Below are 23,343 nucleotides of genomic sequence, written 5' to 3' on the forward strand. Positions count from 1 at the left end.
CCTCCCCTTATTACGAAGATTCAATAGTATATAAATATTATTCATTATGAGATTAAGGTACGAAGAAAAATACCATATGATATTGTATCACTAAAATAAAAGACTCTTGGATAATAAGCCTCCAATAGTTTTCTGGAATAAAAAAACCAGAATTTATAAAATCCTGGTTTTCACATAAAGTATGCTAATAAAAATATTGGCGCTAGAAGTAGGAGGACGAAGGGCATGAAGACCCTCATGGCTGCTAGAAACATTGCTAGCTTGTCTCCTCTTTCTAGGTTGTCCCTATCTAGGAGGTCTTCTTTTGCTTCGATTTCCTCCCTGGACTTGCCTTTAAATCTGTCTATTGGTCTTTTCATATGGCAGATATTTCTTCTAATTCTTCGGCTTCTTTGGCTCTCTTGGCCATGTTTTTCTCATAAGCTCTTTGTTTTTCTTCTTCTGATACATCCATTAGGTGGCAGGCTATAAAGTGGCCGTCGCCATTATCTTTTAGCTCTGGCTCGAAGTTTGAGCAGATATCCATGGCGTATTCGCACCTTGTATGGAACCTACATCCCTTTGGTGGTCTTACTGCTGAAGGTATATCTCCCTCTATTACTGCTAGTTCTTGACCTTGCTCTACGTCTGTCCTTGGTATGGCTTGTAGTAGGGCTTTTGTGTATGGGTGAAGTGGGTTTGCGAAGATTTTTTCTGAATCTGCAAGCTCTACCATTACTCCTAAATACATTACCCCTATCCTGTCAGAGATGTATTTTACTACTGATAGGTCGTGGGTGATGAATAGGTAGGTTAGGTTGTTTTCTTCTTTTAGGTCTTGAAGAAGGTTGATGATTTGTGACTGGATAGATACGTCTAGAGCTGATACTGCCTCATCACAAACTATGAAGCTTGGTTTTAGGGCAAGGGCTCTGGCTATACCTATTCTTTGTCTTTGTCCACCTGAGAATTGGTGTGGGTATCTGTGAAGGAAGTATGGGGCTAGACCGCATTTTTCCATTGTTTCTTGAATATACTCGTTGTAGCCTTTTTCATTTCTAGATTTGAATAATTCGTGGCCTAGAACGCCTTCACCGATGATGTTCCCTACTGTCATCTTTGTATCAAGGGATCCGTATGGGTCTTGGAAGATCATTTGTAGGTCTTTACGGAGCTGTCTCATCTCTTCTTTTGTTAGCTCTGATAAGTCTATACCATGATCTATTTGACTTTCTAGCTCATTAAATTTATCTTTATCTTTTAGGCTTTGTCTGTAAACTTCGATTTCATCTCTTTTTTCTTGGACTCTCTTTGAGATTTCATCAAGCTTGTTTGTTAATTCTTTATACTTTGGATCTTCTGCCAAGATCTTGTCGTACTCTTCCCAAGTCCTTACCATCATTTGAGATTTTTGTTCAAATTCTTCGATGGCTGTAAAAACTTTGGCTCTTTCTTTTAGGATTTGATATTCCTCATTTAGCAGGCTTGCTACCTTGTTTAGATCATCTGATGCAAGAAGTCCTCCTGCTATCCTTATCATATTTAGGTATTCTTCTTCTATTTCACGGCGTTTGAACATGGCTTTTTCGTTGTTCATTGCCCTGTCTTCGTCTGTTTCTGCCTTTTCTAGGTCCTCATAGATTTTGTTTAACTCATCTAGTTCCTTGTGGTAATTTGGGAATTTTGATGGTATTTTTGAAATCATCTTGCCCATATATTCTGGGGCTAAATCTTCTAGAGTTTTGCCGTAGTATAGAGTTGTTCCCTCTGTTTGTTCATATATTTGTAGAAGGGTCCTACCGAAGGTTGATTTACCACAACCTGACTCTCCTACTAGACCAAGTGTTTCACCCTCATAGATATCTATTGATATAGATTCATTGGCGTGGACATATTCGCCTGGACCTCTGTTGAAAAAGCCCTTTTTCTTAAGAGGGAAATATTTTTTGAGGTTTCTTATCTTAAATAAGACCTTCTTGTCTTTATTTTCCATCTTCTTCTCTTTCCTTTCTATTTGGGTAGTGGCACCTGATTAGTTGGTTCTCGCTTACCTTTCTAAGCTCAGGCATCTCTTTTACACATCTTTCTGTAGCAAATTTACACCTATCGGCGAATTTACAACCCTCTGGTAGGTTGAGTGGGTGAGGTACGCTTCCTGGTATGATGTCTAATCTCTCGTTTCTATCTGATGTGATAGATGGGATTGAGTTTAGAAGAGCTACTGTGTATGGGTGGTTGAAATCTGTTATGTCACGTTTGAAGATAAATTCTACTGGTGATTGTTCTACGATTTGTCCACAATACATTACTGCTACTTCATCAGCCATTTGATTGATTACACCTAAATCGTGGGTGATAAAGAGGATTGATGTGCCAGCCTTATGTTTTAGGTCATTCATTAGTCTTAAGATTTGGGCTTGAATTGTTACGTCAAGCGCTGTTGTAGGCTCATCTGCTATTAGTAGCTTTGGTTCACAAGCAAGGGCCATGGCTATCATTACCCTTTGGTTCATACCACCTGATAATTCAAATGGATATTGCTTAGTTACTACGTGTGGGTTTGGTATCTTAACAGCTGCTAAGAGTTCTTCAACTCTTTCAGCTGCTTGTTTTTTATTCATTCCCTTATGGAGCATTAGAACTTCTGAAAGTTGCTTTTCTACTGTAAATACAGGGTTTAGGGAGCTCATTGGCTCTTGGAAGATCATTGAAATCTTATTTCCCCTGATATGCTCCATTTGGCTTGTATTGTATTCTGAGATTTTTTCTCCATCGAAGTATATCTCACCACCATAAATCTTTTGGTTTGATTCAAATAATTGGAGAATACTCATAGCTGTCTGGCTCTTACCAGATCCAGACTCGCCTACAAGTCCTAGGGTTTTTCCTGCGTCAACTGACAAGCTTACGTCGTTAACTGCCTTTATTAGACCACGTCTTGTAGAAAAGTAGGTATGGAGATTTTTTATTTCTAGTAAACTCATATTTTCACCTATCTTTCGTTTGCTCTTGGGTCGATTGCATCTCTTAGGGCATCACCTATAAGGTTAACTGAGAAGGATGTCAAGAATACTGCTAGGGCTGGGAATACCCATCTCCACCAGTAAGTGTTAAGTACATCTGAACTTTGGGCTGCTGTTAGCATGTTACCCCAAGATGGTGTAGGCTCTTGAACACCGAATCCTAAGAATGATAGACCACTTTCAGTTAGGAGGTTGCCCGCATAACCTATGGTCGCATTTACTATAACTATTGATAAGACGTTTGGTAAAATGTGTTTGATCATGATTGACCAGTCTTTTACACCAAGTGCCTTGGCTGCTGTAATATAATCTCTTTCACGTTCTGCAAGGATTTGTCCACGTACAAGACGGGCAAGTCCTGTCCAACCTAGGACACCTAAAAGAATCATAACCATGGTTATTCTTTGTTCTTGGCTTGCTCCTGGTGGAAGAAGTGCAGATAGGGAAATAAGCATTGGGTAGAATGGGAAGGATGCAACAATCTCTGAAATTCTCATTAGCACGTTATCAACCCTACCACCGACGAAACCTGATACCATACCTATTAAAACACCAAGTCCGATTTGGATGATTGATGAAATAAGTGAGATAATCATGGTCATCTTTCCACCGTGGATTAGTCTTGTAAATATATCACGTCCTTGGTCATCTGAACCAAATCTAAAACCATTTAGTCCCCAAGTATCGATTTTTCCATTTTCATCTACTGCATAATTGTTGAAGTAGTTTGCAAATACTTGCTTAAATTTGCCGTCTGGAGTCTTAAGCTCTCCGTAGTTTTCTATACCCCATTGGTAGATTTTTCCATTTTCATCTAGGGCTGTTAGAACTGAATCACTTGCTTGAATGTCTACAAGTTTTCCATCAAATTTTGGAACATTGTCTCCAGATAATTTATCTCTTGATGGACCCCAAACAAAAAGCTTGCCATCTTCTGTAAGGGCTGCTGCAGAGTTGGCTGTAAGAACGGCTTTTTTGACCTTTACCTTACCATCTCTTAGCTCAGCAGGCATAGCTGTATCATTTTCAGCTCCTCTTACACCTAAAAGGTCGATTGAGCCATCTTTTTTAACTACTATTACGTTGATTGTGTTTGTATCAAAGTCGACTATTTGACCTTGAATCTTTGAAGGAATCATATCCAGTCTTGATGCAAGGGTTGAACCCCATACTATAAGGTTGTTCTTATTTGTAAGAACTACTGAATATTGACTACCACCGCCAATTTTTGCAATACCCTCTTCTTTGATTTGAGCTTCTTGCATTGGAGGTGTTTTTGTTTGGTCAAAGGTCTTGTTACCCCAACCATATATTTCATTATCATTTGTAGCAACTAGGATGTGTCTATCACCTGCTGCCACATCTTTTATATTACCTTGTTTAATCTTATCCTTTATATTATCTGGAATAGTTAATACATTATCTTCGTTATTTGAACCCCAAACATAAAGGTTATTTTCTTCTGTAAGGCCTACTGCAAATGTGTTACCTATAGAAATTTTAGCCACACCTTCCTTTTCCATTTCACTAGGATAATTCATATAACCTGCTCCTGGTGATACGTTTGTAAGGTTACCTTGAGAATAGTATTGGTCAAAAGGAAGCATTTTTGATCCGACAAAGATTACAAGAACTATAGCTATAAACATAGCAAGTCCTATAACACCAAGTGGATTTCTAAAGTAGTTTCTAACTGCTACCTTGCCAGGGCTCATGATAGCTTCTTCTTTTAGCTTATCATTTTCAGGGCTCTGTTTTGGGCCGCCCTCAAGGTTAGCATTAAGGTCACTTTTTGGACCTTCATTTTCTGAATTTTGCGAATTTAAATCGCTATCCATGCCATTTGCAAAGGTAAAGCCTCTTAAGAGATAAGCTTTTAGGAAGCTAAAATAAGATTTGAATGGTTTATTTAATTTTCTATTCATATTAAGCCTCCAATTTTACTCTTGGGTCTACTAGGGCATAGGCTATATCCATTAGGAGGTTACCTAAAAGTGTAAGTATAGCATAAAACATTGATAGGGCAAGGATTACATTGTAATCTTGAGCCATTACCGCAGAAATAAGCTCATTACCAATTCCCCTATAAGAGAAGATTCTCTCTGTTATAGCAGAACCTGAGAACATTCCAAGAACCGCCCATGTCAAAGCTGTTACTACTGGAATAAGAGCATTTCTAAAGGCGTGAGAATATACAACTGTTTTTTCCTTAAGACCCTTTGATCTTGCTGTTCTTATATAGTCTTGGTCAAGAGCATCAAGCATTGAGTTTCTTACATATCTAGAAAGAGATGCAAGAGAACCTACTGTAAGGGTAAGGGTTGGTAGGGTTAGATATTTAAGCCATTCAGCGAAGGTATTTTCTCTAGGCATACCATTAGCTGGGAACATCTTTAGCCTAAAAGCAAAGAAGAATATCATAATCAAACCTATAAAGAAAGTCGGAATTGAGAGACCAACTAGGGTTAGGGTCTGACTCGTCTTATCAAAGACTCCTCCCTTCCTGGTCGCCGACCTAATTCCTATGAGCACCGAAAGCACAAAGGAAATTATTGTAGAACCAATATTTAAATAAACTGTATTTTTAAGTGGTTCAGACAAGTATTCCTTAACAGGTCTTCTAACTCTGGTAGATTCACCAAAGTCTCCCTTAAGGGTTCTGCCTAACCATCTGACATATTGTTCTGGTAGTGGCTTATCATATCCATATCTTGCTTGTAAGTTCTTATACATTTCTTCTTTTTGTGCCTTAGTAATCCTACCTGTAGTAGGTATCATCGCCTGGATTGGGTCACCTGGCATGGCCTTTGAAAAGGCAAAAAGCATGATAGATATAATAAGAGCTACTGGTATTAAGTTTAATATTCTCTTAACTATATAACGTAACATAAGTTTCCTTCCTATTCTCGCCTAGTTTCTGCTGCCTATGTATTATTACTTTAATATATTAGTAAAATGAATTTTGGGCATAGTCCTAGACCATTATAATTTATACATACAAGTTTAATATATTTAGCCATTTTTGTCAACCTTAATTTTCCTACAATCCCTTGGACTGATTAATAAAAATTCTTCCAAAAAATTGTATGCTTGTTAACAATTGACTTTTTATGTATATTTATAAAGTTTTGTAAATATTGATAATCATACTTCCTAATGAGTAATTTTTCAACATTCTTTATCTTAATTCATTGCCTATATTAAAAGGTCCACCTAGGAGTAAACTTAGTGTTTTAGTATCTTGTATATAGCATTATAAAAGCTTAGGATTGAAATATAAACTTAATATTCATGGTTTCTCCATAAAATATAAGCTAAATTCCAATCCTTTATTAAGAAAATTTTACAATGTATAATTAGATATTTTCTTCACTTTTTTTCATCCTAGGTGGACTTTATTTTATTCTAGGGTCATGGCATTGATCTGATATTCAGATTCCCAAATTGGAGTATTGATATCAAAGCCCTTAACCCTTGTTGAATAGCCTGTATGGTATTGGTTAGAGTATAGTGGAATTTCTGGTAGGTAGTCGTTATACCACATCTCAAATTTCTCCCAAGTATCTAGGTAGGCTTCGTTATCGCCTGGTTTTGTTTGGCGAAGTTTGACTGTTAGCTCATCTGCTAGAGGGTCATTTGTTTTTGTCCTATTGTCAAAGCCTTGGCTGTTGTATTGGTAGTAAGGGTCAAATGGTGTACCAAAGTCTGTTCCCATGTTGAAGGCTGTGTATTCTGCATCTTCTTTTGGGAAGTTGTAGTATTCAAGTAGGGTTGCAAATGACCCACTTGTTACGTTATATTCCATTCCTACTTGCTTAGCATTTACTGGAACTTGATTAGATATGAGGGTTGTGATTGGCGAATCATCTGAACCATATTGGTTGACTTGAAGTTTTTTGCCATTTTCATCGTACCTATAGTAATCAAAACCATCTGCATTTTTAGCAAATTCTTCATCTGCCTTTGCCTTATCCCAAGGAGTTTTACCATCTGCTTCAAACTTGTATGGGGTCTTATCAAGTAGACTGTTAGCCTCTTCTAGGTTTAGTTGGTATTTCTTAAATTCTGGATTTAGTTCAAGGTCTGCTCCTCTTTCCTTATACATCCATTGGCTGGTACCATACATACCATTTGTTACTACTCCGTAGCCGCCAGCGTAGGATTGAACGAAGTTATTTCTGTCCATTAAGTGGGCTATAGCTTGTCTTACTTCTTTATATTTTGTAGATCCCCTATCTGTTAGGAAGGTCACATTTCCGTAACCATTTCTTTCAAAGGTATTGTAACCACCTATTTTCCCTGCTTCAGCTGCTGATCTCATCTGGTCAATTTTTGCTCCGTCTGCTTCAGATTCCCAAATATCGATATCACCATTTTCTAGGAGGTCTACTGCTATTTTCTTGTTGACTGTTTGAAGGATTATATTTTTGATTGTGGCCTTATCGCCTTTGAAGTTGCCAGCATAGTTTTCATTTAGGCTTAACTTAACCATGTTGTTTTCAAAAGATTCAAATTTATAAGGTCCTTCTGTTACATTTGGTTTTATCCTGTATTCGTTGGCATATCTTAGCATTGCATCTTCTATTAATAGCTCTGTAGGGTCTACATCGCCACCTTTTCTAGCTTCAAGCTCTGCTATATTCTTGTCTAGTTCTACCTTGGCTTCTTCATATTCTTTCTTTTCTTCTTCTGTTACATCTTTTTCCGTTTCTATGAAGGACCAATTTTCCTCAAAGTCTTCCTTAGCCTTGGCTATTGATGTATCAAGGTTTTTATAATATCTTTTCTTATCCTCATCTGTTACTTGGTAGCCTTCCTTGGCTACAAGCTTTTTGCCATCTTTGGAAACTTCTAGATTTTCTGTGATGGCTGATATTGGGAATGGACCAAAGCCTCTTAGGGCTGCTTCTTCAAAGTATGGAAGGTATTCTGCATCTACTGTTGCCTTGAAGGTGTAGTCATCTACTATTTCAAAACCTGTAAATTCTGGGTTTTTGCCTGCAAAATAATCCTTATATCCTGCTACAGAATCTGAACCTACATTTGTTGAGCCTGTTACAACTTGGTATTCTGGGTGGGATGTGAGTAGGGAACCAAAGATATAGTTAGCACTTGTAATTGGTGTGCCATCAGAAAATTTTAGGTCTTTTTTGATGGTGTAGGTGGTTGTTTCTGATCCATCATCATTTTTTACAGTTTCTGGCTCTTTTTCAAGAACTGTCATGTTATTAATCCACTTGCCACCTTCATCTTGAACTACAGTAGAATAGCCATTGTTACCTTCTATACCCATTAGCCTACGAGCCTTGACATCTGTCTTGTTGTTAGTCCAACCTCCGACAAAGTCTCCATTTATCTCTTCCACACCTATTACTAGAGTATCATCAGATGTTTGCTTGTCAAAATTTCCTATATCTTGACTTTCATCACCAGCTTCTAGACCATCTCCGTTAGCATTTGTATCTTCTGTAGATGCTCCATCTACCGGAGCTTTTGTGCTGTCTGTACTAGATCCACACGCTGCAATCGTTACCATTAGGCCTAAAGCCATCATTGATGAAAAGACTTTTTTTAACTTCATTTTTTCCTCCTAAAACTAATAGGATTTTGATTTTATTTTGGAAAGGTTTTTTATATCATTAGATAATATAATTTTTTTAAAAAATTATATTTTATTTTCCCGCTTACCTTTCTTGCAAAATCCTCATTACCATGTGTTTTATACAATAATTGTAAAATATCTTCATGTTTTTGTCAAGGTTTTCCTAAACTTGTTAATCTTTGTCCTATAATTATTAATCATCTTTAAAAGTTTTACATTTTTTAATAAAATCTTATGTATTTTATTATATATTTATCCAGTATCAATGGCTTTTAAAGGTGGAGATTGGAAGCTATAATTAATTTTTATTTATAATTTTTCTTTCAAGGAAAATTTCATTATGAATAAATATTATATTGCAATAATAAAGATCTCCACATAAAAAGACAAGACTCCTAAGAGTCCTGCCTTAAATGATTTTCTTATTTTTCGATGCTCATGGCATTGATTTGATATTCAGATTCCCAAACTGGTGTGTTGATATCAAATCCTTTTACTCTCTTTGTGTAACCTGTGTGGTATTGGTTAGAGTAAAGTGGGATTTCTGGTAGATAGTCGTTGTACCACATTTCAAAAGCTTCCCAGTTGTCTAGGTATTCTTCCTTCTTTGTTGGGTCTGTTTGACGTAGTTTAACTGTGATTTCATCAGCCTTTGGATCGTTTGTCCTTGTTGTGTTGTTTGATCCTTTTGAGTTATATTGATACCATGGATCAAATGGTGTACCAAATCCTGTACCCATGTTGAATGCTGTGTATTCTGCATCTTCTTTTGGATAGTAGTAGTAATCAAGTAGGGTTGCAAATGAACCAGCTGTTACGTTATATTCCATACCAACTTGTTTAGCATTTACTGGAACTTGGTTTGAAATTAATGTTGTGATTGGAGATTCATCAGAACCGTATTGGTTTACTTGAAGTTTCTTACCATCTTTGTCGTATCTATAGTAATCGAATCCGTCAGGATTTTTAGCAAATTCTTCATCAGCTTTTGCCTTATCCCATGGAGTTTTTCCGTCAGCTTCGAATGTATATGGACTTGCATCAAGAAGTTTGTTTGCTTCATCAAGGTTTAGTTGATATTTCTTGAATTCTGGGTTAGCTTCAAGATCAGCTCCTCTTTCTTTGTACATCCATTGGCTTGTACCATACATACCGTTTGTTACTACACCGTAACCACCAGCAAATGATTGTACGAAGTTGTTTCTATCCATTAGTGAAGCTATAGCTTGTCTAACTTCTTTGTATTTTGTAGCTCCTCTATCTGTTAGGAATGTTACGTTACCATAACCATTTCTTTCAAATGTGTTGTAACCACCGATTTTACCTTCATCAGCTGCAGCTCTCATTTGGTCTATTAGTGGGCCTTCGCCTTCAGCTTCCCAAATATCGATATCGCCATTGATTAGTAGGTCGATAGCTATGTTTTTGTTTACGTATTGTAGGATTACGTGTGGGATGGTTGGTTTTTCGCCTTTGAAGTTACCAGCATAGTTTTCGTTGATGCTTAGCTTAACCATGTTATTTTCGAATCCATCGAATTTGTAAGGACCAGCTGTTACAGTTGGTTTAATTCTGTATTCATTGTATTCTCTTTGCATAGCTTCTTCTATTAGCATAGAAGTTGGATCAACTTCACCAGTTTTTCTCTTTTCAAGATCTGCTAGCTTTTCTTCTTGAGCCTTTTTAGCTTCTTCATATGCTGCTTTTTCCTCATCTTTTGCATCATCTTTTGGAGCTGGGTTGTTTTCATCAAAGTCTTCTTTAGATTTTGCTATTTGATTGTCGATATTTTCGATGTATTTTTTCTTATCTTCTTCTGTTGGCTTATAACCATCTTTAGCTACGATTTTATTTCCTTCTGGTGCTACAGCAAGGTTATCAGATACAGCGTGGATTGGATATGGACCAAATCCTCTAAGAGTTGCTTCTTCATAGTATGGTAGGAAGGATGCATCTACTGTTATAGAAAATGAGTAGTCATCAATCTTCTTAAGACCATCAAATGTGTCTTTGTCACCATTTTTGTATGCTTCATAGCCCATTAGTGGGTCATCACCGATTGATGTTGAGCCTGTTACTAATTGGTATGATGGATAGGTGTGTAGAAGTGAACCAAATAGGTAATCATCAGCCTTGATTGGTGTTCCGTCTGACCATTTTAGGTCTTCTTTAATCTTGTAGGTTGTTGTTTCAGAACCATCTTCATTTTTAACTGTTTTTGGTTCTTCTTTAAGAACGGTCATATTGTTTACCCATTGACCAGCTTCATCTTGAACTACTGTTCCATAGCCGTTGTTACCTTCGATACCCATGTATCTACGAGCCTTAACGTCCATTGAGTTGTTTGTCCAACCTTGTAAGAAGTCGCCGTTGAATTCTTGAACAGCACCTACTACTAGGGTGTCATCTGATGTTTGTTTGTCAAATGAGTCTAGTTCAGCCTTATCATCAGCTGCTTTTTCTTCACCATCAGCTGGAGTTTCAGCTTTGTCAGTAGATTCTTTTGAATCTTCTGCTTTTTTGTCAGCATCTTTTGCTGTGTCTCCACCACAAGCAACTAGAGTTGTTGCTAAGCCTAGGGCCATAAGTGATGAGAATACTTTTTTCATTTTCATAGTTTTCCCCCTAAAAAATTAAGTAACTTTTTTATAGTATAATATTTTATTCTATTAAACCGATTTTGTCAAGTTTGTTAGCGTTTTACTTTTCGCTTTTGTGAATATTTATTCTATTGCTTTGTCATGTTTTCAAGGAATTTGTTATTTATTATTGCAAGTTCTTTCATTTCCGGTTAGTTCTTTACCTAGCTAAACGCATTATTTTAAGCTTATCTTAAGCTTGGCTGGGAAATGTTATCCCCTTGAAGGAATTAGGATATTATTGAATATTATACAAGAAAATTCCCACAACAAAAGCAAGGATTAATCCTTGCTTTCGTTGTGTACTTAATTTTATTTGGGTTTTCTATTTGTTGCTATTATCTAAGCTCATTGCGTTGATTTGATATTCAGATTCCCAAACTGGTGTGTTGATATCAAAGCCTTTTACCCTCTTAGAGTAACCTGAGTGGTATTGGTTTGAATATAGTGGGATTTCTGGTAGGTAGTCGTTGTACCATTTTTCAAATTCTTCCCAAGTATCTAGATAACCTTCCTTATCATCTGGGTCTGTTTGACGTAGCTTAACTGTTAGTTCATCTGCCTTTGGATCATTTGTCCTTGTCATATTATCAGAACCTTTTGAGTTGTATTGATACCAAGGATCAAATGGTGTACCAAAGCTTAAGCCCATGTTGAAGACTGTATATTCAGCATCTTCTTTTGGATGGTAGTAGTAATCTAGGAGGGTTGCAAAGGATCCTGCTGTTACGTTATATTCCATACCAACTTGCTTAGCATTTACTGGGACTTGGTTTGAGATTAGGGTTGTGATTGGTGATTCATCAGAACCGTATTGGTTTACTTGAAGTTTCTTACCATTTTCATCATACCTATAGTAATCAAAGCCATCTGGGTTTTTAGCATATTCTTCATCTGCTTTTTTCTTATCCCAAGGTGTCTTACCATCTTTTTCAAATTTGAATGGTGTTTTATCTAATAATTCATTTGCTTTTTCTAGGTTTAGGGTGTATTTATTAAAGTCATCAGAAGCTTCTAGGTCTGCTCCTCTTTCCTTATACATCCATTGGCTGGTACCGTACATACCATTTGTTACTACTCCGTAGCCGCCTGCAAATGATTGAACATATGAGTTTCTGTCCATTAGGTGGGCAATTGCTTGTCTTACTTCCTTATATTTTGTAGTTCCCCTGTCTGTTAGGAATACTACGTTACCATAACCATTTCTCTCAAAGGTATTGTAACCACCGATTTTGCCTTCATCAGCTGCAGCTCTCATTTGATCTATTAGAGCACCTTCAGCTTCTGATTCCCAAAGATCGATGTCACCATTTTCAAGTAAGTCAACAGCTATCTTACTGTTTACATATTGAACTATTACATGTGGGATGGTTGCTTTTTCACCCTTGAAGTTGCCTGCATAGTTTTCGTTTAGGCTTAATTTTGCCATGTTATTTTCATAAGAATCAAACTTGTATGGACCACAAGAAACTGTTGGCTTTATCCTATATTCGTTGAATTCTTTTTGCATAGCTTCTTCTATTAGCATGTTTGTTGGGTCTATATCACCTGATTTACGGCTTTCAAGGTCTGCTACCTTTTTGTCATTTTCTGCCTTAGCTTCTTCGTAGGCCTTCTTTTCATCTTCACTTGCATCATCTTTTGGTGCTGGATTTTGTTCATTGAAGTCCTCATTAGTCTTAGCTATTTGAGCATCGATGTTTTCTATATATTTTTTCTTCTCATCTTCTGTTGGCTTATAGCCATCTTTTGCAACTATCTTGTTTCCTTCTTTAGCTACTTCGATATTATCAGCTATAGCGTGAATTGGGAAAGGTGACACTTGTTTTAGGAAGGCTGATTCATAATATGGTAGGTATGAAGCATCAGTTGTAACCTTAAATGTATAATCATCAACTTTTTCAAGACCTTCAAACTTGTCATCATCTCCACCCTTATAAGCCTCATAACCCTTTACAGAGTCTGCACCTATAGTAAAGGCTCCTGTTACCAATTGATAAGAAGGATAAGCGTGGAATAACATATCGAAAAGATAGTTATCTGCTGTTATAGGTTGTCCATCAGACCACTTCAAGTCTTTTTTGATTGTGAAAGTTGTTGTTTCAGATCCATCTTCATTTTTAACTGTCTCTGGTTCTTTTTCAAGAATAGTCATATTGGCTTTCCACTGGCCGCCTTCATCTTGTACCATTGTTAGGTAAGCATTATTACCTTCTGTACCTATGTAGCGTCTAACCTTAACATCGTAAGAGTTATTTGACCAAGAACCGTAGAAGTCCCCGCTCATCTCAGATGTACCTACTACTAATGTGTCATCTGCTGTTTGTTTGTCGAAGTTATCTAGTTCTGCTTTTTCATCATCAGAAAGAGCATTTTCATCAGCATCTTTAGCATCTTTGTCGTCTTTTTTATCTGCTGCTTGATCTACTGCTTGATCATCTTTCTTATCAGCAGCGTCGTCTTTTTTAGCGTCATCTCCACCACAGGCAGCAAGGGTTGCTGCAAGGCCAAGGGCCATCATGGTCGAGAATATTTTTTTCATTTTCATTTTTATTCCCCCATTTAATAACTTTTCTTGTTTAGTATTTTATCCTGATAATATAGTTTTGTCAAGTAGTGTTTTGAATTTATTTTTACATTAAGGAATAATAATGCAATTTCACTCTAAATTTTCAAGGTCTTTGCAATTAATAATGCAAGTTTTTACATTTACTTGTGGGTGTTATCAAGCTAAATCTTTATTTTTAGCCCAAGATTTATAAAATCTTCTATAAGCTTGGGTTTATTATTTCATTCTTAAATCTGGATAATATTCATGATTTTTTTTAAAAATTTTATAAAAAAATAGAGCAGATTAAAGTCAAATAGTCAACCTGCTCTATGAATATAGATTTAAGTTCTACAAAAGTTTTTTAAAGATAAAATAAATTCAATAAAAGGGGGATTTTATTTTCATCAATTGAAAGTTAATCAAAAATTTTTTCACTAATAAAAAACTAGCCCCTAAGGACTAGTCTTTAATATTATTTTTTATCTACGAATATTCTGCTTGATTTGGCTCCAACAAGTCTGTAGTATTTTACAGGTCTGCCTGAAGCATCTCCCATTCTTCCTTTTCTAGGTGTTACTCTCACTCCGTTGTCTGAGTAATTCATATGGATTATGGAGTCATTTTGTTTGTTTAAGATGAAGCCTGTATGACCACCTGCTCCTAGGGATTGACCTGGATTACCTGCTACGAATATATCACCGTAGTCGATTTCATTTTCTTTTATTTCATACATTACTTCGCCCTTTGCACCCATGGCAAATAGGGTTTCAGTATTTCCTACGTAGGCATCAGATTTTAGGAAACCTCCGTAGATTAGGGCTCTGTATACAGCTGATGAGCAGTCTGCTTGTGTTTCTGTATTTCTTCCAGCACCCATATTATAGGTCATATTTTTGTTTTTTGCTTGGAACATCCAGTCCATGACTGTGTCGATATTTCTATCGCCTTTTACTTCAAAGCCTGTTCTTCTTGCAAGACCTTTATCATCTGTGCTATACTCTAATCCATTTTGTAGGTATTTAGAATTTCTAACTAGACCATTATCATCAAAGCAATAGGTCTTGCCTTCTATATCCCAGATACCCTTTTGGATATAGCCATTTGCATTGGTATGGAAGGTTTTACCTTCGTGTGTTACCCATGCATCTTTTGGATTTGTTGCTACTCCGCGATTGTCAATTTCAAAGAATTTACCATTTGCTAGGGCAGTTTTTCCTGTAATCATTACTCCGGTTTTATGATCGAATACATAGGTGTTATTATTTATCTCTTGAACATTTTTTACAATCTTACCATCTTTGTCTGTTCTATATGTTAGACCATCTATGGCTAGCCATTCGTTCTTTGGATTTGTTACTAGTCCTGTTGCATTTACTGTGTAGTATTTGTCATTTAGGATTAGTTTTTTATTGGTTTGAAGCTTACCGCTATTGTCAAACATGTAGTCGGCATTTCCAATTTTGGTGATTCCTCTAGCTAGAGAGCCATCATTTTGGGTACGATATATCGCACCGCTGATATTAACCCATTTGTTAGGGGCTGTCTTCATTTGGCCAAGCCTATTTACTTCATAATAAGTATTTTGGGTTACTAGCTTTTGATTTCTTTGTAGGACTCCATCATTATCAAAATAGTATTTTTGATCTTTGATTTGAGTTATTCCCTTTGTTATAGAGCCATCCTTGCCATTGTAGTAGATGCTTTTGCCTACATTTAGCCATGAATTTCTAGGATTTGATAGGGACCCAGTTTTATCTGCCCTATAGATCCTATCTTTTACTTTGATAGATTCATTTTTAACTAGTTTATTATTTCTAAAGTAGTTTATCTTGCCCTTATTTTTGACAAAATAACCACTTGTGCTTGGTGCATAATATTTCTTTTCTTCTATTTGAGTTTGGCTATTATGAATAGTATTTGTAGCTTCATTGCTAACTTCGCTCTTGTTTACTTCAGGTATGCTTAAATCTGAATTATCATAATAAATTACATTAGCAAGCTTCTTAGGGCTTTGTCCAAAAATTTGATCTAAGTCATCAGAGCTTTGATCTGCTTGTTGATTTTCATCTACAGAAGGAGCTTGACTTGCCTTATCATCGACTAATTGTTTATTTTCCAGAGAGATTTCTCCATCAGAAATAGAAGCCTCTTCTGGCTTGTTTGCCACTGGCTCAATTTTAGTATCTATTTCAGACTCTGCTGGCTTTGCATCTTGGTTTTCTGCTGCCTGGTCTGTATTTGTTTGAACTTTCGTGAAATTTTCACTTGTAATAAGTTCACTATTATCAGAACTGTCAATACTCTCCTTTAAATCTAGCTTATAATCATTTTTAAACTCTTCGCTAGCGTAAGTTTTATCAGTCAATAAGAAAGCTTGCGAAATAAGAAATGATGAGGCGAGTAGGACAGTTTTATTGATTTTTTTCATTGTCTTTACCTCACTTTTTGTTACAAATAATTTACAAAAATATAGTCTTTTACTCAAATTCTATTCCTATTATATAACAAAGCGGAAAAAATTGCAACAAAAAGGTTACAAATTTGTTAAAATTGGTGATTTTTTTTCTAAAATACATAAGAACGATAAAGAAGAAGGGGCTTATCTTTTAAAACAACTTTAAAAATGGTATGATTGTATAAGAAAAACCTATCACATATTATCAAAAAATTGAAATAAAGAGAGGATAAGCATGAAAAATAAAACTTTAATCCTAGCCCTTGCCCTAACATTTTTAGTTACAGGCTGTAACAAGGCAGATAGCCCTTCTTCAAAAGTATCTGAAGAAACTATTGCCAAGGCCCTAGATAAAAAGGTTGATCTAGAAAAAGAAAAAGCAAATGAAGAAAAAACTGACGAAAAGTCTAGCGATTCTAAATTTGAAATAACCGGCAAGAACCTAAAGAAGCTTCTAACAGATATAGGAGAATTTGACCCAGCCTTTGTAAGAAAATTAGATGACGATGAGCTTATTAAGCTTTACGAAAAGGCAGAAGAGGAAAGCAAAGATACTGGATATTGGGATGTAAAAGACTTCTTCTTCCAAGAGCTTGCAAATGAAAATCCAGAAAAATCCCTCAAATTTCCACTAGATTCAGTAGAAAGCAAATATAATTGGCAGGCAAGCCAAGATGACACCATAGGCAATAAATTTGAATACGAAAGAAATACCATGGTAGAAAATGGTGAAGACTACAATGAAGTATGGTCCTACACCGACAAGGAAATGGAAGATGCCTTCCACGAGGCTTACGAAAAAGACCCATTAGCCTACTATGAAGACTATGTAAAAATGGCCTATGAGATCCTTTCTGGAGAAGATCAAGGAAACTCAAAGAATGACAAAAAATCCACCTCAAAAGAAGATGGTGCAGCAAATCCAGAAGACTACGAAAACCTACTCAAATTCGGCTCAAGCGACAAAGACTACCAAGCTCTAAAAGAAGCCCTTGTAAATCACTACGAATTTGACAAGAAAATAGTAGATAAGATACCAAACAAGGACATAGACCTAGCCTACACCAGGGCCCAAAAACGCCTAGAAGAAACTGGCTTTGGCGATATAGGACTAGTATTTGACGAACTAGGAAAATTATATCCAGGCGCATCCACAATGTATACAGGTAAAAATTAATATTTACAAAGCTAAAGACGGGGAAATCCTCGTCTTTTACTCTTCCTATTAAAATCTAACCAATCATCTTTCTAAGTTCTAAGGCATGGTAAATAATATCTGTACCAGCTTTTTTAAAAGTCATCTGCCTATAATTTTTGAATCCATTATTATAGCAAGCTTTTAAAGATCCAATATTTTCTTTAGCCACATCTGCTGATACAAATTTTCCACCCTTGGACTTGATAAATTTTTCCAAAGCTGAAATCAACTCTGTCGCAAGACCCTTGCCCCAAGATTCTTTTTTAAGAGTATAACCAATACCCCATATATCACCATCAATTATCCATGTACAAGCAGTGCCGATTATTTGATTATTTATTTTATCTAGCAAAACAAAATAAAAATCATCATCCCAATAAGAGCTATTATCAAAAATACAACTTCCAAAACAACTTCTAAGATCCTCACCATCCTTATAATAGGGATCAGCTAGGTATTTTCCAACTTCAATATTTCCCCAAATCTTTGCAACTTGGTCTAAATCTTCTAAAGTCATGTCACGAATAATTAACCTGCCCGTCTTAAATCTATACTCTGCCATCAAAATACTCTCCAGATTCTATATAGTAATATAATACCTCATAGGTCCATGCTTTTGTCAATAGCTTTTTAACCCCTGAAATACTAGTCTAATTTTAGAAAGTATTTTCACTCGCCAAGCCCCTTGTTTCTAAACCCTTGCAGCGTATATTTACTAAAAAGGGGGATTTATGATACTTGATAATATAAAAAACTTAGAAAAATACGAAAAAGTCCACGATCAGATAAAAAATATAATAACTTTCTTGAAAAATTTTGACAAAAATGATTTTAAAACTGGAAGAATTGATATAAATAATAATCTTTTTGCTTCTCTTCAGACCTATGAGCCACTTGAATCGAGTAAAAAAGATTTTGAAGTCCACAAAGACTATATAGACCTCCAATACCTAGTGACATCTTCTGAAAGAATAGACTTTGCCACAGAAGATTCTTATGGTAAGACTTATGAAATGGATAAGGACGGGGATTTCTTTTTAACAAATGATATAGCAAACTTCTCAAAACTCATCCTTAATGAGGGAGACTTCGCTATATTTTTCCCTGGCGAATTCCACAAACCAGGTTGCACCCTAGAAAAAAGTGTAGAGGTTAAAAAAATCGTATTTAAAATCAAGGACTAATAAAAAGGTGGTAAGATTTAGAAAAAATTTCTATTTATTTACCACCTTTTTTTATTAATTTATTTGCATAAGTCCCTTAGAATCTAACTCATATACCCTATCAAAGACCTCCCTTATGAAGTCCCTATCGTGAGATACAGCAATTATAGCTCCTTTGTAAGATTTAAGACTTTCTATGATTTCTGGTTGGGAAGTTGGGGATAAGTTTCTAGTTGGTTCATCTAAAAGCAAAACCTCTGCCCTATCCATATTCATCTTAGCAAAAAAAACCTTGGCTTTTTGGCCGCCTGATAGGCTTTTGAGGCTTCTTTCCATCTCTTCTCTAGAAAAATTTAAACTGCCTAGGAGATTTGAAACCCTGGTTTTCTCATCCTTACTATCTTGTTTTGCAAGGTAGGAGATGGGAGTTTCCGAATCTTTAAGGTATTCAAAATAATCTTGAGGCATATATCCTATTTTAAGATTTGTTTTTTCGAGACACTTATAAATCTCCTTCAAAAGAGTAGTTTTTCCTGCACCATTTTTCCCAATTATGCATATTTTTTCAGGTCCTACTACTTTCAGCTCAATATTTTTAGATAATATTTTTTCTCCCGCCAAAAGCTCATCCAAGTTAACATCCAAAACCACTTTTGAATTGGGAATATCGATGCTATCATCAAAAAATATTCCTATCGAATCTTCAAAATCAGGTCTTTGGGTTAAATTTTCTTTTTCCTTATCAAGCCTTTTTCCAAGCGATTTTACACTGGCCATCTTATCCTTTAGATTTTTGCCTTCTATATCATTTTTCGTAGCATTTATAGCATAGTTTACAGAATCATAGACTTTTCTGTACCTTTCTGCCTTCTTAGTAAATTCTTCCCTTTCCTTATTTGCCCTGGCATTTTGAATCCTAATTTGATTTTCTCGCTCTTTCACATACCTATCATAAGATCCATTAAAAACCGTAAATCTAGGGACTTGCCTCCTATGAACTTGTTCCAAATGAACAATCCTATTGGCGACTTTTCTTAAAAGCTCTGGATCGTGGGATACAAAAATTAAGGGGATTTTCATCTCAGCCATAAGCTTTGTGATAAAGCTTGCCGATCTGTAATCTAAATCATTGGTCGGTTCGTCAAATAAAAAGACAGTCGGCTCTTTTAAAAGTTCAAACAAAAGCAGGGCTTTTATTCTCTCCCCACCTGAAAGATTCCCTAGTTTTAATTTGCCAAAAACAAGGTCTTCATCAAGACCAAATTGATCCAAATACTTATAAAGCTTATTATAATCTAATAGGCTCATATCAAGCACTTTATTCATATAGGTCTCTACTGTCATTTCTAAAAAATTCTCATCAAGACTTTGGGGAAGATATCCAATAATTTCTTCTTTTTTGTATATTTCTCCACTTATTTGAGCGTAATTCTCAACACTTTTCCTATCAATTATTGTCTTTAAGAGAATTGACTTGCCATTTCCCTCTTCGCCAATAAGGCCGACCTTGTCTCCCTGATTTAGGGCAAAATCAAAATCCTTTAACAAGTCTCTGTCATCCTTAATTAAGTTAATTCCTAAATTTTTAATCTGCAACATATATCCTCCTAGGATGATATGCCACTTATGAATAATATTTATAAATTTTCACAAAAAAAGTCCGTCCCAAGTGAACAGACCTATTCCAAAAAGAATAATCTTATCCACAATATGGCATACCAAAACACGCCAAGGAAAATCCTCAGCACAATCAGTATTAATTTCCATATTGCTTATAAAATCATCTATACATTTCTCCTTATATGTTTATTAGCTTACTATACTAGATTTGTGAAAAAATAAAAGCTGATAGATATCTGTTTCTTAAAACAAGCAGATTTACCATATATTTGAATTAATCAATAAGATTATAAAAATATATCTCATGAATCTTTTCAAGTAATTCTTTGCTTAGAATAAATGATTTTGACTCAGCTATCACAGAATCTACAAAACAATATGGGCAGAGGGATGTGGAGTCTGGCTCATCCTCAATCCGCATAGTTATTTCCTCCGTGGAAAATATCCTACAGCAATAAAAACACCCACACTACTTAGCTTGCTTAAGAATCTTCTTGTTTGCAAATGAATTCCTGTGAATTTCTATTAAATCCATTCCTTCTCCTTATAAAACAAGACCCGAGCCTGAGCTGCGGGTCTTAGTTTGTTCTTTTTTTAATCTTCTCTATATTCTCCAGTTATTAGTTTGGATGATATCCAGGCATTATCACCTATATTTAGCCAATATCTTTCGCTATCGCTTTTTACATCATAGACGTGGTAGATTTCTCCTCTGTAGACATCTCCTATTTTCTCTGAGTTCATGTCTGCATTTGCCCTTACTTTTCCACTGTCTGTATCGATTCTGAAGGATTTGTTTAAAAAGTCTTCTGGCTTGTAGATTTCTGTGTATTGTGGATTGCCACCCTCGCCGTAGGAGTTATTTTTTCTTATTTCTTCTAGGTCGTAGTCTTTGCTTTTTTCTAGGTCACTTTCATTACGAGCTTCACTATCTTCGATTTTTCCACTTTCTAATTGATTATATATGTCTTTTATTTTTTTAGAGTTTGGAATTATTTTTAGGTAGCTTGCTGCAAGGCTTTTTGCTGTATTGTAGTCCTCATCTTCTATATAGGAATTGAGGTCTTCTACTAGTCTTTTTTCAATTTGTGATAGATTTTTTTGTGCCTTGGTGTATAGGTCGACCTCTTCTTGTGGGATTGACTTGAATTTCTCAGCTGCTTCGTTGTAGTCTTCCTTATAAAATGCATCTAGGGCCTGGTCGTATAGGTCTTGGTAAGAACTATTTTCAGCTGATTCTATCTCTTGATTTTGCTTATAAGTTGGCTTTTGGGATTTTTTGGATCCGAAAAATCCTACAGCTATTACTACTGTGAGGACTATTAGGCAAAAGCCTGCTATCAATGCGTAGACTAAGACATTTTTCTTTTCATTTTCTTCGCTGAATTTTTCTTCTTGGGCTCTTTCGTGTCTCTTAGCTCTTCTATTTTCTCCAAGCTCCTTGTTTAAGTCTTTTTTAAAGTCTTGGCCTAGTCTTTCAGTATCTCTTCTCTTTTTGATTTCTATATAGGAATCCTCGCTTGTTTTGTGGGCAGCTTTTTGTGGGTTTTCCTTATTTTCTGCCTTTTTTACTTCTTGGCCGAGTTTTTTTTCTTGAGAATTTTCTCTATTTTTCCCTATTAGCTCTTCAAGTCTTTCCTTGTTGACTAGGGTTGTTTGGCTTTTTTCTTCTTTTGCTTCCTCTAGTTTGCTGCCACAAGATTCGCAAAATTTAGAGTCTTTGTCATTTGCAAAGCCACATTTTGGGCAAGCTTTGCTGTCTTTTTTCTCTTCTTTGACTTGTGGCTTTACTTCTTCTAGTTTTGATCCACAAGATTGGCAAAACTTGGAGTCTTTGTCATTTGCAAAGCCACATTTTGGACATTTTTTAAGGTCTTCTTTGATTACTGGCTTTATTTCTTCTAATTTTGATCCGCATTTTTCACAAAACTTGGAATCTTTTTCGTTTTCATGGCCGCAGTTTTTACAAATCATAGGATACTCCTTTTCTCTACTTGGATTAGGATAATTATATCACATCTTTATTTTTTTTACTAGAAAAGACCTAGCTTACTGCTAGGCCTTTAAGATTTTAGTCTCTAAATTCACCTGTGACTAGTTTGGATGATATCCAGCCATCGCCTATATTTAGCCAATATCTACCTCCATCATCGTGTACTTCGCTTACCTTGTAGGTTTCGTTTCGGTTGACATAGCCTGCTACTCCTGAGTTTAGATTTGGTTCTGTTCTTATTTCTCCCATGTTAGCATCTATCTTTACAGTTTTGTTTAAGAAGTCGCTTTCGCTGTAGACATCTGTATAAGCTGGGTTACCATTTTGACCGTAAGAATTGGTTCTTCTTAGGTATTCCTTGTCATAGTTTTTAGATTCTTTTTTAGTATTTTCTTTTTTGTCAGTTTCTTCGTCTGTACTTTCTTCTGTGTCTTTATCAGTTTCTTTTTCTTCGTCTTTTTCTGGAGTTTCTTCCTTATCTTTCATATTAGCTCTGAGCTCTTTTATATTTTTAGCATCGGCATTTGCCTTTAGGTACTCATCAGCAAGGTCTCTTGCCTTGTCTTCATCACCTGCTTCTACTAGCTCATTTATCTTAGCTTCTACGTCTTTTTCCATGTCTGCTATTTGCTTTTGACCCTTGTCATAGAAGTCTCCTGCTGCCTTTGGTATAGCATTTAAAACCTTAAGAGCGCCTAGATAATCTTCATCTTTTATAGCTTCTTCAGCCTTAGTTAGGGCTTGTTTGTAGAGGTCTTTGTTCTCCTCTACCTTTTCTTCTACTTGGCTTGGTGACTTTTCAGTTTTATTTGAGCCTAGGTTTATGAAGTAGGAAAAGATTATGGCTGCTACAGCAAATATTAATATTCCACCAAATATCATACCTACTGTTATTAGGTCCATATCCTTTTCTTTTCTATTATTTTCTCTTCTTTTGATGACTATTTTCTCATCATCAGCCTTTTCGCTTCTTCTTTGTCTTCTTCTATCTCTTTGGTCAGATTTTTCTAACTCTTGTCCGCAATTTTCACAGATTTTTTTGCCATCTTCATTTTCGTGGCCACAATTTTTACAAATCATAAAATCTCCTTTACTATGTTCTCATATTATTATATCACAA

Annotated in this window: 16 protein-coding genes; 2 read left to right on the top strand and 14 right to left on the bottom strand. The window is 35.8% G+C overall.

Features of this window, described 5'->3' with window-relative positions:
* Window positions 1-170 precede the first annotated feature (170 nt).
* From ACCQ42_RS06835 to ACCQ42_RS06875, 9 genes are all read right to left on the bottom strand, one after another.
* A complete protein-coding gene (locus tag ACCQ42_RS06835; RefSeq protein ID WP_106461222.1) occupies window positions 171-359 on the bottom strand; it encodes a hypothetical protein in 189 nt (62 codons plus the stop codon).
* Window positions 356-1,972 (bottom strand): oligopeptide/dipeptide ABC transporter ATP-binding protein, encoded by a 1,617-nt coding sequence (locus ACCQ42_RS06840; protein ID WP_410035738.1) that lies wholly within the window; start codon window positions 1,970-1,972, stop codon window positions 356-358. The genes ACCQ42_RS06835 and ACCQ42_RS06840 overlap by 4 nt, the downstream gene beginning before the upstream one ends.
* Window positions 1,962-2,963 carry an ABC transporter ATP-binding protein gene (locus ACCQ42_RS06845; RefSeq protein ID WP_106461224.1) on the bottom strand — a complete coding sequence of 334 codons (1,002 nt, stop codon included), beginning with the start codon at window positions 2,961-2,963 and terminating at the stop codon, window positions 1,962-1,964. The genes ACCQ42_RS06840 and ACCQ42_RS06845 overlap by 11 nt, the downstream gene beginning before the upstream one ends.
* 8 nt (window positions 2,964-2,971) lie before the next feature.
* Window positions 2,972-4,927, bottom strand: coding sequence for an ABC transporter permease subunit (locus ACCQ42_RS06850; protein WP_311531074.1), 1,956 nt, complete (start codon window positions 4,925-4,927; stop codon window positions 2,972-2,974).
* 1 nt (window position 4,928) lies between these two features.
* The gene (locus ACCQ42_RS06855; protein WP_106461226.1) at window positions 4,929-5,891 is read right to left on the bottom strand and encodes an ABC transporter permease; all 963 of its coding nucleotides are present in this window, start codon (window positions 5,889-5,891) and stop codon (window positions 4,929-4,931) included.
* Window positions 5,892-6,402: 511 nt separating this feature from the next.
* Window positions 6,403-8,583, bottom strand: a complete 2,181-nt coding sequence (locus tag ACCQ42_RS06860) for an ABC transporter substrate-binding protein (protein WP_410035739.1) — start codon at window positions 8,581-8,583, stop codon at window positions 6,403-6,405.
* A 443-nt stretch (window positions 8,584-9,026) separates the two neighbouring features.
* The gene (locus ACCQ42_RS06865) at window positions 9,027-11,219 is read right to left on the bottom strand and encodes an ABC transporter substrate-binding protein (protein ID WP_410035740.1); all 2,193 of its coding nucleotides are present in this window, start codon (window positions 11,217-11,219) and stop codon (window positions 9,027-9,029) included.
* A 349-nt stretch (window positions 11,220-11,568) separates the two neighbouring features.
* Window positions 11,569-13,791, bottom strand: a complete 2,223-nt coding sequence (locus tag ACCQ42_RS06870) for an ABC transporter substrate-binding protein (protein ID WP_265214402.1) — start codon at window positions 13,789-13,791, stop codon at window positions 11,569-11,571.
* Window positions 13,792-14,266: 475 nt separating this feature from the next.
* The gene (locus tag ACCQ42_RS06875; protein ID WP_410035741.1) at window positions 14,267-16,222 is read right to left on the bottom strand and encodes a peptidoglycan amidohydrolase family protein; all 1,956 of its coding nucleotides are present in this window, start codon (window positions 16,220-16,222) and stop codon (window positions 14,267-14,269) included.
* A 262-nt stretch (window positions 16,223-16,484) separates the two neighbouring features.
* Between ACCQ42_RS06875 and ACCQ42_RS06880 the strand changes: the two genes are divergently transcribed.
* Window positions 16,485-17,426 (top strand): hypothetical protein, encoded by a 942-nt coding sequence (locus tag ACCQ42_RS06880; protein ID WP_311531070.1) that lies wholly within the window; start codon window positions 16,485-16,487, stop codon window positions 17,424-17,426.
* Window positions 17,427-17,481: 55 nt separating this feature from the next.
* Here ACCQ42_RS06880 and ACCQ42_RS06885 read toward each other — a convergent pair whose 3' ends face one another.
* Window positions 17,482-18,009, bottom strand: coding sequence for a GNAT family N-acetyltransferase (locus ACCQ42_RS06885; RefSeq protein ID WP_410035742.1), 528 nt, complete (start codon window positions 18,007-18,009; stop codon window positions 17,482-17,484).
* A gap of 169 nt (window positions 18,010-18,178) precedes the next feature.
* Between ACCQ42_RS06885 and ACCQ42_RS06890 the strand changes: the two genes are divergently transcribed.
* The gene (locus ACCQ42_RS06890) at window positions 18,179-18,631 is read left to right on the top strand and encodes a NanQ anomerase/TabA/YiaL family protein (RefSeq protein WP_410035743.1); all 453 of its coding nucleotides are present in this window, start codon (window positions 18,179-18,181) and stop codon (window positions 18,629-18,631) included.
* A 54-nt stretch (window positions 18,632-18,685) separates the two neighbouring features.
* Here the strand turns inward: ACCQ42_RS06890 and ACCQ42_RS06895 are convergent, their stop codons facing one another.
* From ACCQ42_RS06895 to ACCQ42_RS06910, 4 genes are all read right to left on the bottom strand, one after another.
* The gene (locus ACCQ42_RS06895; RefSeq protein WP_410035744.1) at window positions 18,686-20,209 is read right to left on the bottom strand and encodes an ATP-binding cassette domain-containing protein; all 1,524 of its coding nucleotides are present in this window, start codon (window positions 20,207-20,209) and stop codon (window positions 18,686-18,688) included.
* A gap of 295 nt (window positions 20,210-20,504) precedes the next feature.
* Entirely contained in the window at window positions 20,505-20,651 is a 147-nt protein-coding gene (locus tag ACCQ42_RS06900; protein ID WP_410035745.1) for a hypothetical protein, read from the bottom strand.
* Window positions 20,652-20,824: 173 nt separating this feature from the next.
* The gene (locus tag ACCQ42_RS06905) at window positions 20,825-22,204 is read right to left on the bottom strand and encodes a double zinc ribbon domain-containing protein (RefSeq protein ID WP_410035746.1); all 1,380 of its coding nucleotides are present in this window, start codon (window positions 22,202-22,204) and stop codon (window positions 20,825-20,827) included.
* Window positions 22,205-22,301: 97 nt separating this feature from the next.
* Window positions 22,302-23,303 (bottom strand): zinc-ribbon domain-containing protein, encoded by a 1,002-nt coding sequence (locus ACCQ42_RS06910; protein WP_410035747.1) that lies wholly within the window; start codon window positions 23,301-23,303, stop codon window positions 22,302-22,304.
* Window positions 23,304-23,343: the final 40 nt, after the last annotated feature.

The organism is Anaerococcus kampingae, from assembly GCF_046365475.1.
In the GTDB taxonomy this organism is placed as follows: Bacteria; Bacillota; Clostridia; order Tissierellales; family Peptoniphilaceae; genus Anaerococcus; species Anaerococcus kampingae.

What these genes read in the sequence shown, in the direction of transcription:
- ACCQ42_RS06835 (WP_106461222.1), bottom strand. Translation starts at nt 359, where the DNA reads ATGAAAAGACCAATAGACAGATTTAAAGGCAAGTCCAGGGAGGAAATC.
- ACCQ42_RS06840 (WP_410035738.1), bottom strand. Translation starts at nt 1,972, where the DNA reads ATGGAAAATAAAGACAAGAAGGTCTTATTTAAGATAAGAAACCTCAAA.
- ACCQ42_RS06845 (WP_106461224.1), bottom strand. Translation starts at nt 2,963, where the DNA reads ATGAGTTTACTAGAAATAAAAAATCTCCATACCTACTTTTCTACAAGA.
- ACCQ42_RS06850 (WP_311531074.1), bottom strand. Translation starts at nt 4,927, where the DNA reads ATGAATAGAAAATTAAATAAACCATTCAAATCTTATTTTAGCTTCCTA.
- ACCQ42_RS06855 (WP_106461226.1), bottom strand. Translation starts at nt 5,891, where the DNA reads ATGTTACGTTATATAGTTAAGAGAATATTAAACTTAATACCAGTAGCT.
- ACCQ42_RS06860 (WP_410035739.1), bottom strand. Translation starts at nt 8,583, where the DNA reads ATGAAGTTAAAAAAAGTCTTTTCATCAATGATGGCTTTAGGCCTAATG.
- ACCQ42_RS06865 (WP_410035740.1), bottom strand. Translation starts at nt 11,219, where the DNA reads ATGAAAATGAAAAAAGTATTCTCATCACTTATGGCCCTAGGCTTAGCA.
- ACCQ42_RS06870 (WP_265214402.1), bottom strand. Translation starts at nt 13,791, where the DNA reads ATGAAAATGAAAAAAATATTCTCGACCATGATGGCCCTTGGCCTTGCA.
- ACCQ42_RS06875 (WP_410035741.1), bottom strand. Translation starts at nt 16,222, where the DNA reads ATGAAAAAAATCAATAAAACTGTCCTACTCGCCTCATCATTTCTTATT.
- ACCQ42_RS06880 (WP_311531070.1), top strand. Translation starts at nt 16,485, where the DNA reads ATGAAAAATAAAACTTTAATCCTAGCCCTTGCCCTAACATTTTTAGTT.
- ACCQ42_RS06885 (WP_410035742.1), bottom strand. Translation starts at nt 18,009, where the DNA reads ATGGCAGAGTATAGATTTAAGACGGGCAGGTTAATTATTCGTGACATG.
- ACCQ42_RS06890 (WP_410035743.1), top strand. Translation starts at nt 18,179, where the DNA reads ATGATACTTGATAATATAAAAAACTTAGAAAAATACGAAAAAGTCCAC.
- ACCQ42_RS06895 (WP_410035744.1), bottom strand. Translation starts at nt 20,209, where the DNA reads ATGTTGCAGATTAAAAATTTAGGAATTAACTTAATTAAGGATGACAGA.
- ACCQ42_RS06900 (WP_410035745.1), bottom strand. Translation starts at nt 20,651, where the DNA reads ATGCGGATTGAGGATGAGCCAGACTCCACATCCCTCTGCCCATATTGT.
- ACCQ42_RS06905 (WP_410035746.1), bottom strand. Translation starts at nt 22,204, where the DNA reads ATGATTTGTAAAAACTGCGGCCATGAAAACGAAAAAGATTCCAAGTTT.
- ACCQ42_RS06910 (WP_410035747.1), bottom strand. Translation starts at nt 23,303, where the DNA reads ATGATTTGTAAAAATTGTGGCCACGAAAATGAAGATGGCAAAAAAATC.